This window comes from Kaistella sp. (assembly GCF_032060305.1).
Lineage (GTDB): Bacteria > Bacteroidota > Bacteroidia > Flavobacteriales > Weeksellaceae > Kaistella > Kaistella yananensis.
Genome location: NZ_DAMBHK010000008.1, coordinates 1 through 15,495, shown reverse-complemented (window position 1 = coordinate 15,495; position 15,495 = coordinate 1). Strand labels below are relative to the sequence as shown.

The 15,495-nt window shown below is 37.2% G+C and carries 16 protein-coding genes; 11 read left to right on the top strand and 5 right to left on the bottom strand.

Features of this window, described 5'->3' with window-relative positions; genetic code table 11:
- The first annotated feature begins 39 nt into the window (after positions 1-39).
- The 6 genes from V5N63_RS02035 to V5N63_RS02010 all read left to right on the top strand — a co-directional run bounded on the left by V5N63_RS02035 (position 40) and on the right by V5N63_RS02010 (position 5,076).
- A complete protein-coding gene (locus V5N63_RS02035) occupies positions 40-561 on the top strand; it encodes a YceD family protein (RefSeq protein WP_088469778.1) in 522 nt (173 codons plus the stop codon).
- Between the two features lie 65 nt (positions 562-626).
- Positions 627-830: a 50S ribosomal protein L32 gene (rpmF, locus tag V5N63_RS02030; protein WP_088469779.1), complete on the top strand. Its 204-nt coding sequence runs from the start codon at positions 627-629 to the stop codon at positions 828-830.
- A 126-nt stretch (positions 831-956) separates the two neighbouring features.
- Entirely contained in the window at positions 957-1,442 is a 486-nt protein-coding gene (gene accB / locus V5N63_RS02025) for an acetyl-CoA carboxylase biotin carboxyl carrier protein (RefSeq protein WP_332032540.1), read from the top strand.
- A 91-nt stretch (positions 1,443-1,533) separates the two neighbouring features.
- A complete protein-coding gene (gene accC / locus V5N63_RS02020) occupies positions 1,534-2,886 on the top strand; it encodes an acetyl-CoA carboxylase biotin carboxylase subunit (protein WP_265145093.1) in 1,353 nt (450 codons plus the stop codon).
- A 183-nt stretch (positions 2,887-3,069) separates the two neighbouring features.
- Positions 3,070-4,317 (top strand): ornithine--oxo-acid transaminase, encoded by a 1,248-nt coding sequence (gene rocD / locus V5N63_RS02015; protein WP_332032538.1) that lies wholly within the window; start codon positions 3,070-3,072, stop codon positions 4,315-4,317.
- A 3-nt stretch (positions 4,318-4,320) separates the two neighbouring features.
- Positions 4,321-5,076 carry a glycosyltransferase family 2 protein gene (locus V5N63_RS02010; RefSeq protein ID WP_332032536.1) on the top strand — a complete coding sequence of 252 codons (756 nt, stop codon included), beginning with the start codon at positions 4,321-4,323 and terminating at the stop codon, positions 5,074-5,076.
- Between the two features lie 3 nt (positions 5,077-5,079).
- Here the strand turns inward: V5N63_RS02010 and V5N63_RS02005 are convergent, their stop codons facing one another.
- Positions 5,080-5,949, bottom strand: coding sequence for a hypothetical protein (locus V5N63_RS02005; RefSeq protein ID WP_332032534.1), 870 nt, complete (start codon positions 5,947-5,949; stop codon positions 5,080-5,082).
- 222 nt (positions 5,950-6,171) lie between these two features.
- Here V5N63_RS02005 and V5N63_RS02000 point away from each other — a divergent pair, with 222 nt between their 5' ends.
- From V5N63_RS02000 to V5N63_RS01990, 3 genes are read left to right on the top strand one after another with little or no spacing between them, the layout of a single operon-like run.
- Positions 6,172-7,137, top strand: a complete 966-nt coding sequence (locus tag V5N63_RS02000; RefSeq protein WP_332032532.1) for a glycosyltransferase family 2 protein — start codon at positions 6,172-6,174, stop codon at positions 7,135-7,137.
- Positions 7,137-8,186, top strand: a complete 1,050-nt coding sequence (locus V5N63_RS01995; RefSeq protein ID WP_332032530.1) for a glycosyltransferase — start codon at positions 7,137-7,139, stop codon at positions 8,184-8,186. Before V5N63_RS02000 ends, V5N63_RS01995 begins: the two co-directional genes overlap by 1 nt.
- 8 nt (positions 8,187-8,194) lie before the next feature.
- Positions 8,195-9,181, top strand: a complete 987-nt coding sequence (locus V5N63_RS01990) for a hypothetical protein (RefSeq protein WP_332032528.1) — start codon at positions 8,195-8,197, stop codon at positions 9,179-9,181.
- A 22-nt stretch (positions 9,182-9,203) separates the two neighbouring features.
- Here V5N63_RS01990 and V5N63_RS01985 read toward each other — a convergent pair whose 3' ends face one another.
- Both V5N63_RS01985 and V5N63_RS01980 read right to left on the bottom strand, forming a co-directional pair.
- Positions 9,204-11,279: a glycosyltransferase gene (locus V5N63_RS01985; RefSeq protein WP_332032526.1), complete on the bottom strand. Its 2,076-nt coding sequence runs from the start codon at positions 11,277-11,279 to the stop codon at positions 9,204-9,206.
- A 15-nt stretch (positions 11,280-11,294) separates the two neighbouring features.
- The gene (locus V5N63_RS01980) at positions 11,295-11,636 is read right to left on the bottom strand and encodes a phosphomannose isomerase type II C-terminal cupin domain (RefSeq protein ID WP_332032594.1); all 342 of its coding nucleotides are present in this window, start codon (positions 11,634-11,636) and stop codon (positions 11,295-11,297) included.
- 99 nt (positions 11,637-11,735) lie between these two features.
- On the opposite strand from V5N63_RS01980, the gene gltX reads away from it, so the two are divergent.
- Positions 11,736-13,250, top strand: coding sequence for a glutamate--tRNA ligase (gene gltX, locus V5N63_RS01975; protein WP_332032524.1), 1,515 nt, complete (start codon positions 11,736-11,738; stop codon positions 13,248-13,250).
- A 49-nt stretch (positions 13,251-13,299) separates the two neighbouring features.
- Complete coding sequence (locus V5N63_RS01970) at positions 13,300-14,256, top strand: acetyl-CoA carboxylase carboxyltransferase subunit alpha (protein ID WP_088469791.1); 957 nt, start codon at positions 13,300-13,302, stop codon at positions 14,254-14,256.
- A 140-nt stretch (positions 14,257-14,396) separates the two neighbouring features.
- Here the strand turns inward: V5N63_RS01970 and V5N63_RS01965 are convergent, their stop codons facing one another.
- Entirely contained in the window at positions 14,397-15,107 is a 711-nt protein-coding gene (locus tag V5N63_RS01965) for a cell division ATP-binding protein FtsE (protein ID WP_088469792.1), read from the bottom strand.
- A gap of 177 nt (positions 15,108-15,284) precedes the next feature.
- Positions 15,285-15,443: a 50S ribosomal protein L34 gene (gene rpmH, locus V5N63_RS01960; RefSeq protein ID WP_034755721.1), complete on the bottom strand. Its 159-nt coding sequence runs from the start codon at positions 15,441-15,443 to the stop codon at positions 15,285-15,287.
- Between the last annotated feature and the right edge of the window lie 52 nt (positions 15,444-15,495).

Here is a 15,495-nt window from a genome sequence, read left to right as displayed (position 1 = left end):
TAATATTAAAAAATTTGCATATTTTTGCACACTCATTTTATGGACAGGTTAAGAAACTACGACATCGTGTTTTCGGGTCAAAAAAACGGCAAACACGAATTCCAATTTGAGATAGATAAAACGTTCTTTCAACTTTTCGATACTGAACAGGAATTTACAGAACCTAAAATCGTGGCTGATGTCTTAATGGATAAGCATACCACTTTTTTAGAGGTAAATATCAAAACTTCCGGAATGGTAAATTTAGTTTGTGATATCACCAACGAAAATTTCGACCATCCGATAGAAAATGAATTAGCTGTTCTGGTAAAATTCGGTGCAGGATATGATGACAGCGAAGAAGATGTGATTACCATTCCGATGACCGATCACGCATTCAATGTGGCGCAGTTAATCTACGAAGTAGTAATGCTTGCAATACCGATGAAGAAAATTTCGCCGAATGTTTCTGATGAAGATTTGGAAATTCTCGAAAAATTCAGTCCGAAAGACGAAGTAGATGAAGAACCGGAAAGCGATCCCCGTTGGGAAGCTTTGAAAAAGTTAAAAGATAAAAATTAAATAGTTTAAAATGATGAGAAGTGAGCAATCAACTACTCATCGCTCATCAAACAAAATTATAAGAAATGGCACATCCAAAGAGAAGACAATCGTCAACAAGAAGAGATAAGAGAAGAACACACTACAAAGCAAGTGTTCCTCAATTGGCAAAAGATGCAACTTCAGGAGAAATGCACCTTTACCACAGAGCGCATTGGTTTGAAGGAAAAATGTACTACAGAGGTAAGGTAGTAATGGAAAAAACAGTAGAAACTACAGAAGAAAATTAAGACAAAAAATCTTAAAAAACTTCAATTTTATACTAAAACCACTCAATTTTTTCAATTTTGAGTGGTTTTTTGTTGTTTTTTGCTGTTTTTTAGTATCTTTGGCATAACAAACAAATATCAAATATAATGGACATTAAAGACATACAAAATCTGATCAAATTTGTGTCTAAAGCAGAAGTTTCTGAAGTAAAATACAAAACAAAAGATTTCGAAATCACGATCAAGACTCCACTCGGAGGGAGCGAGGTAAGCTATATGCAGCAACCGGCTGTTTATCATACTGCGCCACAGCAAGCTGCACCTGCTGCTGCACAAGCATCTGCACCTGTTGCGAACACACCAGCTGCTGACGTTGTTTCGGATGACAGTAAATTTGTAACCATTAAATCCCCAATGATCGGTACCTTCTACAGAAAACCATCACCGGATAAAGATGTTTTCGTAAATGTTGGCGACGAGGTTTCTAACGGTAAAGTTGTCTGCGTAATCGAAGCCATGAAATTATTCAACCAGATTGAATCTGAGGTTTCAGGAAAAATCGTGAAGATTTTGGTAGATGATGCTTCGCCTGTTGAATATGACCAGCCTTTATTCTTAGTTGATCCTTCTTAAGAAATTTTAAATTATAGATTATAGATTTTAAATGGAGCTCATTTAAAAATAATTTAAAATTCAAAATTCAAAATTTAAAATTTCAAGTACGATGTTCAAAAAAATATTAATTGCCAACAGAGGCGAAATTGCAATGCGTATTCTGCGTACCTGCAAAGAAATGGGAATCAAAACTGTGGCAGTTTATTCTACTGCGGATAAAGACAGCCTGCACGTTAGGTTTGCTGATGAAGCAGTTTGTATCGGCCCTCCGATGAGCAAAGATTCTTACCTTAAAATTTCAAACATCATTGCGGCGGCAGAAATTACCAATGCCGATGCGATACACCCGGGATACGGATTTTTATCAGAAAATTCTAATTTCTCCAGAATCTGTCAGGAAAACGGCATTAAATTTATTGGTGCAACTCCCGAACAGATCGACAGAATGGGAGACAAAGCAAATGCTAAAGCTACCATGAAAGAAGCAGGAGTTCCATGTGTACCCGGTTCTGAAGGCTTAATCGACGGTTATGAAACCGCTGCAAAACTTGCTGCCGAAATCGGTTACCCTGTGATGATTAAGGCTACCGCCGGAGGTGGAGGAAAAGGAATGAGAGCGGTTTGGAAAGCTGAAGATTTGCAGGAACATTGGGATTCTGCAGTTCAGGAAGCTACTGCGGCATTCGGAAATGGTGGAATGTACATGGAGAAACTCATTGTTGAACCACGACATATCGAAATTCAAATTGCCGGTGACCAATACGGAAAAGCCTGCCACCTTTCAGAGAGAGACTGTTCTGTACAAAGAAGAAATCAGAAGTTAACTGAAGAAACTCCTTCTCCGTTTATGACCGATGAACTTCGTGAAGAAATGGGTAAAGCTGCAGTAAAAGCTGCGGAATATATCAAGTACGAAGGTGTGGGAACTATTGAGTTTTTGGTGGACAAGGATCGCAAATTCTATTTTATGGAGATGAATACCCGAATTCAGGTAGAGCATCCTATTACAGAGCAGGTGGTGGATTACGATCTTATCCGGGAGCAGATTCTTTTAGCCTCAGGAACACCAATCTCAGGGATCAATTATTATCCGAAACTTCACTCAATTGAATGTAGAATTAATGCAGAAGATCCCTTTAACGATTTCCGTCCTTCTCCGGGAAAAATTACCGAGCTGAATATTCCAGGCGGTCATGGAATTCGTGTTGATACCCATGTATACTCAGGTTATACAATTCCTTCTAATTACGATTCGATGATCGCAAAGTTAATCACTACAGCACAAACACGCGATGAGGCCATCGCAAAGATGAAGCGTGCCTTAGAAGAGTTTTATATAGAAGGTGTAAAAACTACGATTCCTTTCCACAGACAGTTGATGGAAGATGAAAACTATCTTGCCGGAAATTACACCACAAAATTCATGGAAGATTTTGTGATGGATCAGAAATTTAATTACTAAAATCTTTATTAGAAGTGAATATCAACCGGCAGTAAATTGCCGGTTTTTTTTTGGAATGATTAAGGGACTTTTCCCCATGCTTTTCTTAAATAAGACCTGATTAGCTGCTCTTAGTTTAGCTGCAAACGCTTCAACAGATCAAAATAAATGCGTATTTTTGTGTTCACTTAAAACCACATCAGCATGCATACAGTAAACAAAACATCCTCTTACTTTATAGAACTCGAAGAAAAATACGGCGCTCACAATTATCACCCACTTCCGGTGGTTTTAGAGAAAGGAAAAGGTGTATTTGTATGGGATGTAGAAGGTAAAAAATATTATGATTTTCTTTCAGCATATTCTGCTGTAAACCAAGGACATTCGCATCCCAAAATTGTTGATGCTTTAGTGAATCAGGCGCAGAAGTTGGCCTTAACGTCCCGTGCATTTTATAATGCGAATTTAGGCGAGTACGAGAAAAAAATTACCGAACTTTTCGGGTTTGATAAAGTTTTACCAATGAATTCCGGTGCTGAAGCCGTAGAAACCGCGGTAAAACTCGCCCGAAAATGGAGCTACGAAGTAAAGGGAATTGCAGAAAATACAGCAAAAATTGTTGTTTGCGAAAATAATTTCCACGGAAGAACAACCACAATCGTTTCTTTTTCCAACGATCCCGATGCCAACAAAAATTACGGACCATTTACACCTGGATTTATAAAAATCCCATACAATGATCTTGGAGCTTTAGAAGAAACTTTAAAAAATGATTCAGCCCATATCGCTGCGTTTTTGGTTGAGCCCATTCAGGGTGAAGCTGGGGTTTATGTACCGGATGAAGGCTTCTTAAAAGGAGCTTCGGAACTTTGTGAAAAGTATAATGTTCTTTTTATTGCCGATGAAGTACAGACAGGGATTGCCAGAACCGGAAAACTTATCGCTTGTTATCATGAAAATGTTCAGCCCGCTATTCTGATTTTAGGTAAAGCGCTTTCCGGTGGAATGTATCCGGTATCTGCAGTTTTAGCCAATGATGAAATTATGAATGTAATTAAACCGGGGCAGCATGGATCAACTTTTGGAGGAAATCCGATTGCCTGTGCGGTTGCAGTCGCTGCTTTGGATGTTGTGGAAGAAGAAAACCTTTCAGAAAGAGCCGAAAAACTCGGGCAGCTTTTCCGAATTGAAATTCAGAAATTAATCGAAAAAACAGATCTTATCAACGGTGTGCGCGGAAAAGGTCTTTTAAATGCGATTCTCATCAACGACACTCCGGAAAGCAAAACGGCTTGGAATCTTTGTCTTTCGCTGCGTGATAACGGTCTTTTGGCCAAACCAACTCATGGAAATATCATCCGTTTGGCACCGCCTTTGGTAATAACCGAAGAAGAGATTTTGGATTGCGTATCGATTATCGAAAAAACAGTTTTGGAATTTAAGAAATCTTAAAGGTTGAGTTTTACAGAACATATCAGCGGTTTAATTATCACTTTTAATGAAGAAAAAAACATTCAGGAAGTTCTGGATTGTTTTGATTTTTGTGAGGAAATTATTGTTGTCGATTCTTTCAGTTCCGATAACACCGTTGAAATTGCTTCGCTGAATCCCAAAGTGAAAATTATTCAACATGGATTTGAAGACTTCACTAAGCAAAGGAATATTGCACTGGATGCAGCAAAAAATGACTGGGTTCTTTTTCTTGACGCAGATGAACGCATTACACCTGAGCTGGAAAAAGAGATTCGAGAAACTATCAGTCGTCCGGATGCAAAGGACGCTTATTACATCTACAGAATTTTTTTTGTGGGGAAGAAAAAAATAAATTTTTCGGGTACACAAAATGATAAGAATTTCCGTTTGTTTAAGAAGTCAAAAGCATCTTATGTAAAGCACAAAAAAGTGCACGAAACACTTGATGTTAAAGGAACAACAGGGGTTTTAAAGAACAAACTTCTGCATTATTCTTTTGAAAACTATACGTCGTTCAAGAGTAAGATGCTGTATTACGGGCGTCTGAAGGGAGAAGAACTCGTTGAAACAGGAAAAAAATATTTAATTGCTGTGCATTATATAAAAGTGATCTTCAAATTCGTGAAAACCTATTTCCTGAAATTAGGAATTCTTGATGGAGTAGACGGATTAAGAATTAGTTACCTGCAAAGTTTATACGTAAACGAAACTTACCGAACACTAAGAGATCTACAATAGCCGCTACTTTTTGATATAAGTAGTTTTCTTGTTTTGATAAAATTTATTTAAGAACTTAGTTAGTCTTTTTTCCGTATTGGATTCCTTTACCCAAACCGGATTCTGAGTAAGGTCCATCTCTTTTAAGTTTTCTATGATTTGCAGCAGATCGTGTTTTTTCATGAAAGATTCTTTCAGGAAATTAGTGATAATAGTATTCCAGTGCTTTTTATTGCCCCAATAATGCCCTACAATATGATCCGCAGATTTAAGTTGAGTATTTTTGCCCAATCCCAGAGAGAACGCAAACTGTTCTATTAATCTTCGGGTGACGTCATCGGCGCACATTGCATCATTTACATCTAATACAATCTGCAGAGAATCTAAGTGTTGTTTAGAAATTCCAATTAATCCGGCATTCCACATAGTGGAATTTTTATCAATTTTGATATGATTGTACTCTTTCCCCTGCATTTGTTTCCACATGAGTTTTTCGGTTTTTGATGATAGTGAAGACAGCTTACCTTCCTCAAGATGCATAAAATTTTGTCCATTGTTCATGCCTTCCCTCACGGTATCGAGATCCTGGTAAAAAAAAGTATCGCCATCCAAATAAAGAACAGATTCGGAAGGATATTTTTCGGCGATTAACTGTAGCGCTTTAATCTTTACCCGCCAAAAAAACTGATATTGGCCTTCCCACCGTTTAATAATTTCTTTGTTTATCTCTATTATGTCTACGCTTTCTTCAAAAAAATTAAACAACGAAGGATCCTCTGCGATGACAACAATTCTGTCATTTTCTTTTTTTCGAGCCATGGCTGTAAAGATCGAGAAATATATTTGCTGATAATGCTCCAGATTATTGCCAAAAACTAAATATACGATATTCATTTTGCTACAGTTATAATTTAAACCCTCAAGATGAAGTAGGTGGAAGGTTTTGATTCAAATTTACTGTAAAAAACCACGATCTCAAAAATTTGTCCAACTTAATAATTTCAATTAAATTGCGTTATTATACAGACGGCAAAACTACTTATTAATAAAAGCTTTTCATACTTATTGTGAAACTTACCCGAAGTAATTAACACATCACATCCTATTGCAATTCATATGAATAATGATCCATTGATAAGTATAATTATACCTTGTTTCAATGCCGAAAAAACGTTGGAAAAGTGTTTAGAGTCGGTAGTTCAACAATCTTATGCTAATCTTGAAATCATTATTATCGATGATGGCTCGACAGATGAGACATCACTGATTTATAATAAATTTCAAAGTAATGATGAAAGGATCTTAGTTTTAAAACAGCAAAATTCGGGAGTATCAAAAGCTCGAAACACTGGTGTAAAAGCAGCCACAGGGGATTATATTTGCTTTATGGACTCCGATGATTGGGCTGAATTGAATTATTGTTCGGAATTATACAGTCTACTTGTCGGTGAAAATGCCGATATTTCTATCGTAGAAGCATCTTACGAGGATGAAAATGGAAATGTGTTATGCAGTAAACCAATTTCGGACGAGAAAATATTTGATGGCAACAGAGCTTTAGTATTGTTGCTGGAGGATCAGGAAATCCAGAGTCATCCATGGGGTAAACTGTTTAAAGCAGACCTTTTAAAAAACGTACACTTTCCTGAAAATCTAAAATGTTTCGAGGATTATTCTACACTTTTCAAGATTTTTAATAAAGCAGTAAAAGTGATAAAATCCAATGAAAAGTTATACCATTACATACAGCGGGAAGACAGCCTTTCACATAACCTCTCCCCGGCGACCGCTTACCAATTTTTTTTAGCAATTATGGAGGTTTTTGAATTTTGGAGAAATTCTGCAAAGGTTGGGGATCGAAACAAAATCGTTAAAAATATCGTCAGGAAACTTCTGATGGTTCTGAAAAGAATTACCAGAAATACGAAAGAAGATGAAATGAAATCCGAGAAAGACGAAATCCGTAGGGCATTTAATTCATTTTTAAAATATTCTGCAGCAGATATCGGACTTGAGTATTACTTCTATTTAAGATTATATTACTATTTCCCAAACTTATACGCCCGATTAACTCATAAATAATGATTTCTGCACCACTGGTATCGATCGTCGTTCCGTGCTACAATGTTGAAAAATATGTTGAAGCATGTGTCGATTCCGTCCTTAAGCAGGACTATCAAAATTGGGAATGCATTTTAATCAATGATGGAAGCAGTGATCATACTCTTGAAATTATTAAATCTTTTGAAACCAAGGATCGGCGTTTCCAGGTATTTACACAGGAAAATGCCGGACTTTCAGCAACAAGAAACCGGGGAATCGAGGTTTCTAATGGTGCGTTTGTGTTTTTTTTAGATTCAGATGATGTTTTAAGTACTGACGCCATCAGCACATTGGTTTCGTCTGTGGACAACAACGATATAGTAACCGGAATTACGGTGACGTCAAAAATTGATCGTGAAATTATATCGAAAATTTCACATTTATATCCTCCCATAGAAGGCGATATCACTTTTGCGAATAATCATTTTGAGGTTTTAACAAAAGCGATGGAATCTGCCTTAACACCTGTTGCACAAAATCGTTTGTACAGTAGAGAATTCATCAACAAAAATAATCTCCGCTTTAAGAATGGAATTCTTCACGAAGATGAATTGTGGTTTTTTGAAACGATGCTTGTAGCAAAAAATGTAAAGTTCGTGAACCACGAAACCTATTTTTACAGAACAAATAACGAAAATTCGATTACAAATAAATTAAGCGACAGAAATTTGGAATCGTATATTTCGGTGCTGGAAGAAGTGTATGAAAAATACATCAAAAAGCAAAACCTTGATATTGCAAAGTGGTATAACGTTTACCTTAAGAAACTTTTTCTGGATTTTGCCATCCGTGAACGTGAAAAATTAAGCGATGAAGTGATCAGCAAACTGGAAAAATCATTGGCTAATACGTATTCAGATTTGCCTTCCCAAACCTATTTGTCTCCCAAAAATGAGGCTTATTATCGGGCGATGAACAAACTCACGCTTAAATCATTTGACCAGATAAAAAAATATTATGTTAGAAATCCGGTGAACAGCCTCAGAAAGCGATTCAAACTATTTCAAATCACCTATTTACTAAAATAGCTTAATAGATGCGACCGAAAAAAATTCTCCTGGTAATGCCCGATTATTCGGATTTTCCCGAACTTTTCATCAGAAACTTAGAAAAGTTGGGATTTCAGGCATCCTTAATTACCAATAAAATTCCAGCTTATAAATACCGTGGCTCTGAACGGCTGGTCAATTTTATAAGGAAGACTTTTTTAAAAGATAAAAGTTATAAAAAGAAACTTATTGCTCAATTTGAGGAAACGGAATATTCAAGAATTGTAGCTGAATTGGATGAAAAGTTCGATTATATTTTCGTAATCCGACCAGATTCATTTCCTACTTCTTTTATAGAAAAGTTAAAGGATAAAACCACAAAATATATCGGTTACCAGTGGGATGGAATTGAAAAATTCCCGAAAGTGAAAAATTATTTTTCTTTCTTCGATACGTTCTTCTGTTTTGAAACCGTACCGGGTTTTAGCAATGTGAAAAAAACTACAAATTTTTACTTTGATTTTGATAATTATAAAGCCGCTCAGACTCCCGTGCCGAATATCCCGCCAGTTTTTTATTTCGTGGGTTTAGATTGGGAAATCAGAAGGACTAAGATTAACAATTTTGTAGAGTTTGCAGTTAATAATGATTTTAAACTCGATTTTTACTTACAGGAATTTGACAAAAACGACGATAAAAACCCTCATATCCAGTATATCACAAAGAGAATTTCCTTTGCAGAAAACATAGAGTTCGTAAAAAAATCTGATGTTCTTGTAGATTTCGTGGATCCGAGACAGGTTGGTTTGTCTTTCAGATTTTTCGAGGGTTTGTATTACAGAAAAAAAATTATTACCGATAATCTGATGGTTAAAAAGTATGATTTCTACCATCCAGACAATATTTTCGTTATTGAAAACGGCAACAACGCTGCAATTCTAGAGTTCCTGAAAAGACCTTATCAAGAATTGCCGGAGCACATAGTAAAAAAGTACAGTTTCAGCGAGTGGATTTTCAGAATGCTAAGTGAGTAATAGCAGGCTGAGTAATGTTTTTTCAATTATTAAGATATTTCAGCAGCTTTTTGATATTTTTTTCCTGATTTTCGGTTGAAAAATACTGCAATCCATCTTTACTGCCTTCGTAGAGTTCAATCCATTTTTTTTCATTGGAATAAATATCTAAGATGTAGTTGGCAAAAGCTTCAGGATCAGAAATTTCTGCAACAAGGGCATGGATATTCGGTGTTAACTTCATTCCCTCCACACCAATTTTAGTTGATATTACGGGCAGTTGATACTCCAGTGCCTGGCCGATTTTTCCTTTCACTCCGGCTCCGTATCTCAGCGGTGCAACCATCGCTTTTGCACTTGTAAAGAGATTGTCGATTTCTTTTTGATAACCTAAAATTCTGAATCTTTCGGAATCTAATGTCGTGATTTCTTCTGGGGCATTTCCGCCTACTATATACACTTTAATATCCGGGTTTTGTTTCCATACCAACGGCATGATCTCGTCATGCAGATACAGCACAGAATCTACATTAGGTTTGTGAAGAAAACCGCCAATAAAGATGAGGCCTTCTCTGTCATGAAAAGATTTCTGCCTCAGATTCTTTTTTAATGAATGGATATTACTTACAATAAATATTTTTTCAGTACTTATTTTTTCTATCGCGAGAATTTCTTTCTCATGATCGCTTATTGCTACGATGGCGTCTGCGCGTAGAAATGCTTTCCGTTCTAATTCGCAAACTTCTTTTTCCCTCTTTAACGTGGCTTTGTTTTTGAAGAAATACGCCTTCTCTCTTGAAAATCTGAGATAATGAAGATCCACCATATCGTAAATTATCTTCGCACCGAAACCAATTGGTTTAATAAACTCATTATAATACTCGTAGCCTTCCGGTCGGAAAATCCAGATATAATCTACGGAGTTTTTTATTTGCTGAAGCTGTTTTGCTTTCCGGATTATTTTCCGTTCAGGGGTTAAGTATTCTCTTATAACCTCAACACCCAAATCTTGAAATTTCTTTATGTAATCAGCATCATCAGCAGAAAATTCATTCTTTATCAGCAAGTATATTTTGTGATTGTTATTTACCAGAATTTTTATAATCTCAGTAAACCTGTTAGAGCCTGAATCCTGGTCGAATTTCGGCATAAACTCTTCGGCCACCAAAATACATTTCTCATATTGGGCATCGTCATTTATTCTATAAAAATCATCGCCTTCTTTCCAAATGTTTTCAAGAAAATTCTGCCATTTTTCATAGAAAATAACCGAATTTTTTTTTATCAAATTGTGCTTGTTCGAATGGTGTTTTTTATAACTTACGGTTTCATAATGAATCACTTCTGACTGAGGTTGATAGTAAGTATCCAGACCCTGACGATGTTTCAGCCGCATGCAAAGATCGTTTTCTTCATAATAAGCAGGCGCATAAACTTCATCGAAAAGATTCAGATTACCCTTAGAATCCTGTCTTTTAAATAGCAAACTGCATCCTGAAACATAGTCTACTGTTCGCAGGAAGTTAAATTGCGGAGCATCGATTGACTGGGTAGCTCCACGGTTTACAATCACTTTGTTTTTGAAAACGAGACAGCCTGCCTCCTGCAAACTATTATTCCCGAAAATGATTTTAGAGCCTACAGCTCCAACATTGGACTGGGTTTGAAAGACAGATAAAAGTGAAGTTAGGTAGTTGTTTTGAACCTTTGTGTCGTTGTTGAGCAAATAAATATAAGAACCTTTTGCTTGTCTTATTGCGGTATTTGCACTTTTTAGAAAACCTAAATTTTCGGTGTTATTAATGAGCAATATTCCTTTTATCTGTGAGATGACATTTTGGGTATTATCCGTACTGCAGTCATTTATCAAAATGATTTCTTTAGACACATTGTCGTTACATTCAGATATGGCACAAAGACAGTTTAAGGTGTAAAGAAGTTGGTTATGAACGGGTATAATAATACTTACTTCCGGTTCAGATTCTTCTCTGAAATTGAAGGAATGGTTCTCGAAAAAGGAAAGATCTCTCAACGAAGTATCAAGAAATCTTGCAGACTTTTTAAACTTTATATCCCGTTTAAGCTGCTTATATCTCTTTCTTAAACTCCAAAACCTCATAATTTTTCACAATTTTTACCTTCTTTCGTAATCATCCTGAATCCGCACAATATCATCTTCACCGAAGTAAGTTCCGGTCTGCACTTCTACAAAAACCAAAAGTTCATTAGTTCTGTTTTCAATTCTGTGTTTTGCGCCCTGTGGAATGAAAATGCTTTCGCCATATTTTACAGTATGCTCAACTTCATCAAGAATTACCACGGCTTCACCCTGCACAATAGTCCAGAATTCCTGTCTGTGATGATGATATTGATATGATAGTCTTTGTCCGGGATTCACTTCAATTCTCTTCAGTTTGTAGGCAGTTTCATCTGCTAAAACATAATATTTCCCCCAAGGTCTGTCGCCAATTTCCAGCATTTTAAAAAATGTTTAAGATGCAAAACTAAATAAAATATCTCAAATCCTCTATAAACTCAATTTTTACTTAAATTTGCAGCTTAAATTTTTAGCACAATGAGCAAAGTACGTGTGCGTTTTGCACCAAGTCCTACAGGACCTTTACATTTAGGCGGGGTTAGAACAGCTTTATACGATTACCTTTTCGCGAAAAACCAGGGCGGTGAATTCGTTTTAAGAATTGAAGATACCGACACCGCAAGGTACGTGGAAGGTGCTGAAGATTATATTATGGAGGCCCTGGAGTGGTGCGGAATTATTCCCGATGAAAGCCCCAAACACGGAGGCAGATTTGCTCCTTACCGCCAGTCGGAAAGACGCGACATCTATGATAAACATCTGGCAGAAATCCTGAAAACAGATTATGCTTATCTCGCATTTGATACGCCTGAAGAACTCGATATAATTCGTAAAGAATACGAAGAAAACGGTGAAGTTTTCGCCTATAATTATATCACAAGAAACCGTCTGAAAAACTCACTTACACTTTCTAAAGATGAGGTAGAACGTTTGTTGGCAGAAAATGTTCCATACGTGGTACGGTTCAAAATGCCTATCGACCGAATCTTGAATCTTGAAGATATCATCCGCGGAAAATCTTCAGTAAATACCAATACGCTTGATGATAAAGTTTTGGTAAAAAACGACGGCATGCCAACGTACCATTTTGCCAACATCATTGATGACCACGAAATGGAAATCACACACGTAATCCGTGGTGAAGAATGGCTGCCGTCTCTTGGTTTACACTATTTGTTGTATGAAGCAATGGGTTGGGAAAGACCTCAATTTGCGCACCTGTCTTTAATTCTGAAACCTGAAGGAAAAGGAAAACTCAGCAAAAGAGATGGTGATAAATTTGGTTTCCCGGTATTTCCTCTGAATTTTAGAGATCCCGAAACCGGAGTGGTCTCTAAAGGTTACAGAGAAGAAGGTTATCTCCCCGAAGCATTCATCAACATGGTTGCGCTCCTGGGCTGGAGTCCGGCCAACGACAGAGAAATTCTTTCTTTGGAGGAAATGACAAAGGAATTCGATCTTCATAAAGTTCATAAAGCCGGAGCACGCTTCAGCAAAGAAAAAGCAGAATGGTTTAATCACGAATATTTGAAGTTGACTTCCGATCAGGAAGCGCTCGTATTACTTAAAAAAGTTGAAGATATCAATCTTAGTCATTTAGATGATGACCAGTTGCTTAAAATAATTTCTTTAATGAAAGAAAGAGCCACCTTCATCAAAGATATTTATACCGACGGTAAATTTTTCTTCGAAGCCCCTTCATCGTACGACGAAAAAGCGGTGAAAAAAGCCTGGAACGAGCAAACCGCATCCCTGATGAATGATTTTGCGGAAGCATTGCACGGAACTGAAATCTTCGAAGCTGAGAATTTAAGACACATTATTCACGATTTCGCTGAAAGCAGAGGTTTAGGAATGGGTAAAGTGATGATGCCACTGCGTTTAGCTTTAGTCGGGGAGTTGAAAGGTCCTGATGTTCCGGATATTCTTCAGGTGCTTGGCAAAGAAGAAAGTGTAGGCAGGATAAAAAATGCAGTGAATAATATCAGCTGATTTTCTATTATTTTTCCTAAATTTGAAAGATTAATTCTTAACTAAAGAAATGGAGTATTTAAATTTTGAACTTCCCATAAAAGAGCTAATGGATCAGTACCAAACCTGTTCATTGGTAGGTGAAGAGAGCGGAGTAGATGTGAAACTTGCCTGCTCGCAAATTGAAGATAAAATTGTAGAAAAGAAGAAAGAAATTTACGGCAACCTTACCCCATGGCAGAGAGTTCAGTTGTCCCGCCATCCGGATCGCCCCTATACCTTAGATTTCATCAAAGGAATTACCGATAAAGACAGTTTTCTGGAACTTCATGGTGACCGTAATTTTGCCGATGATCCCGCAATGGTCGGTGGATTGGCAACAATTGACGGGCAAAGGGTGATGATCATCGGAACCCAAAAAGGTAGAACCACGAAAGAAAGACAGCTCCGCCGTTTCGGAATGAGTAATCCCGAAGGTTACAGAAAAGCTTTGAGACTGATGAAACTGGCAGAGAAATTTAAAATTCCTGTGATTTCATTAGTTGATACTCCCGGAGCTTATCCAGGATTGGAAGCTGAAGAACGTGGACAGGGAGAAGCAATTGCAAGAAATATTTTTGAAATGACCATGCTTAAAACCCCGATTTTCGTTTACATTATTGGCGAAGGAGCGAGCGGTGGAGCATTGGGAATTGGGGTTGGCAATAAAGTGTATATGTTAGAAAATACTTGGTACACCGTAATTGCTCCTGAAAGCTGTTCCTCAATTCTGTGGAGAAACTGGGATCATAAAGAAGACGCAGCCAACGCGCTGAAATTAACTCCTCAGGATGCACTGAGAGAAAAATTTATAGACGGAATTATCGAGGAGCCGCTTGGAGGCGCACATTACGATCCGCAGGTTGCTTATGAGCACTTAAAGAGTTCGATTTTGCATAACATCAAGGCTTTCTCTTCATTTACCGGTAAAGAACTTGAAACCCAAAGACAGGATAAATTTATCGCGATGGGTCAGTTTAAAGGATAATAAAAAATTGAAATAAATCAATAGAAACGGGCTTTAGCCCGTTTTTTTTATGCGCAAAATTGATGGCTTTAGCCAAATATTAAAACAGAAAAATCCCGCAATGAATTTGCAGGATTTTTTATTTTGACTGTAAATTTATCTTATTCGAAAAGTTCGGTAGTATTCAGCACAGTAACTTTGCCGTCTTCGCAACGGATCGCTTCCCCGGGAAAATTCTGAATCATATGATAATCGTGTGTAGCCATTACAACTGCAGAATTATTTTCGAAAGCAACCTGCTTCAGTAAAGTCATAATTTCGTTCGAAGTTTCGGGGTCCAGGTTTCCAGTAGGTTCATCGGCAAGGATGAGTTCTGGGTGGTTTAGCAGGGCTCTCGCAATCGCAATACGCTGCTGTTCACCTCCTGAAAGTTCGTGCGGCATTTTGTGTTTTTTCGATTTCATGCCTACACTTCCCAAAACTTCATTTATCCGGTCGTCGATTTTAGTTTTGTCATTCCAACCCGTAGCTTCCAAGACAAAACGCAGGTTTTTCTCTACGGTTCTGTCAGTCAGCAACTGAAAATCCTGGAAGACGATTCCCAGTTTTCTGCGCAGGTTCGGCACATCAGACATGCGAAGTTTGGCAAGATCGAATCCTGCAACATTACCTTCTCCACCGGAAAGTGGAATATGTCCGTAAAGTGTTTTCAGCAAAGAACTTTTTCCGGAACCTGTTTTTCCGATAAGATAGCAGAATCTGCCTTTTTTGATATGAAGGTTTACGTCGTTTAGGACCGTAAAATTTTTCTGGGCAATTTTAGCACTTTTCAGGCGGATTACATCCTGGCCTTCGTGAGAGGAATGTGGCATACTTTATCTGATTGTTGTTGAATCTTCCCGATAATTTCGGGATTATTGATGTTGCAAATAACCTTGCCAAAAATAAAGAAAAAGTTTGTGTTTGTGCTTAATTTTGGCAAATTTTAACAACAAAAAATGCCTGAAAATTTACTTTTCAAGCATATTTGTATATGATAATTTCTGAGATTATCTCTTAGCTCTCGCCGAGCTAATACTTAAACTCTTTCTGCCTTTTGCTCTTCTAGCTGCCAAAACTCTTCTTCCGTTAGGAGTTGACATTCTTTCTCTGAAACCGTGCTTGTTTCTTTTTTTTCTTTCTGATGGCTGGAATGTTCTCTTGCTCATTGCTAATATTTTTTAGTAAAAACTATATCTTATTTTTCAGACTGCAAATATA

What these genes read in the sequence shown, in the direction of transcription:
- V5N63_RS02035 (WP_088469778.1), top strand. Translation starts at nt 40, where the DNA reads ATGGACAGGTTAAGAAACTACGACATCGTGTTTTCGGGTCAAAAAAAC.
- rpmF (WP_088469779.1), top strand. Translation starts at nt 627, where the DNA reads ATGGCACATCCAAAGAGAAGACAATCGTCAACAAGAAGAGATAAGAGA.
- accB (WP_332032540.1), top strand. Translation starts at nt 957, where the DNA reads ATGGACATTAAAGACATACAAAATCTGATCAAATTTGTGTCTAAAGCA.
- accC (WP_265145093.1), top strand. Translation starts at nt 1,534, where the DNA reads ATGTTCAAAAAAATATTAATTGCCAACAGAGGCGAAATTGCAATGCGT.
- rocD (WP_332032538.1), top strand. Translation starts at nt 3,070, where the DNA reads ATGCATACAGTAAACAAAACATCCTCTTACTTTATAGAACTCGAAGAA.
- V5N63_RS02005 (WP_332032534.1), bottom strand. Translation starts at nt 5,949, where the DNA reads ATGAATATCGTATATTTAGTTTTTGGCAATAATCTGGAGCATTATCAG.
- V5N63_RS02000 (WP_332032532.1), top strand. Translation starts at nt 6,172, where the DNA reads ATGAATAATGATCCATTGATAAGTATAATTATACCTTGTTTCAATGCC.
- V5N63_RS01995 (WP_332032530.1), top strand. Translation starts at nt 7,137, where the DNA reads ATGATTTCTGCACCACTGGTATCGATCGTCGTTCCGTGCTACAATGTT.
- V5N63_RS01990 (WP_332032528.1), top strand. Translation starts at nt 8,195, where the DNA reads ATGCGACCGAAAAAAATTCTCCTGGTAATGCCCGATTATTCGGATTTT.
- V5N63_RS01985 (WP_332032526.1), bottom strand. Translation starts at nt 11,279, where the DNA reads ATGAGGTTTTGGAGTTTAAGAAAGAGATATAAGCAGCTTAAACGGGAT.
- gltX (WP_332032524.1), top strand. Translation starts at nt 11,736, where the DNA reads ATGAGCAAAGTACGTGTGCGTTTTGCACCAAGTCCTACAGGACCTTTA.
- V5N63_RS01970 (WP_088469791.1), top strand. Translation starts at nt 13,300, where the DNA reads ATGGAGTATTTAAATTTTGAACTTCCCATAAAAGAGCTAATGGATCAG.
- V5N63_RS01965 (WP_088469792.1), bottom strand. Translation starts at nt 15,107, where the DNA reads ATGCCACATTCCTCTCACGAAGGCCAGGATGTAATCCGCCTGAAAAGT.
- rpmH (WP_034755721.1), bottom strand. Translation starts at nt 15,443, where the DNA reads ATGAGCAAGAGAACATTCCAGCCATCAGAAAGAAAAAAAAGAAACAAG.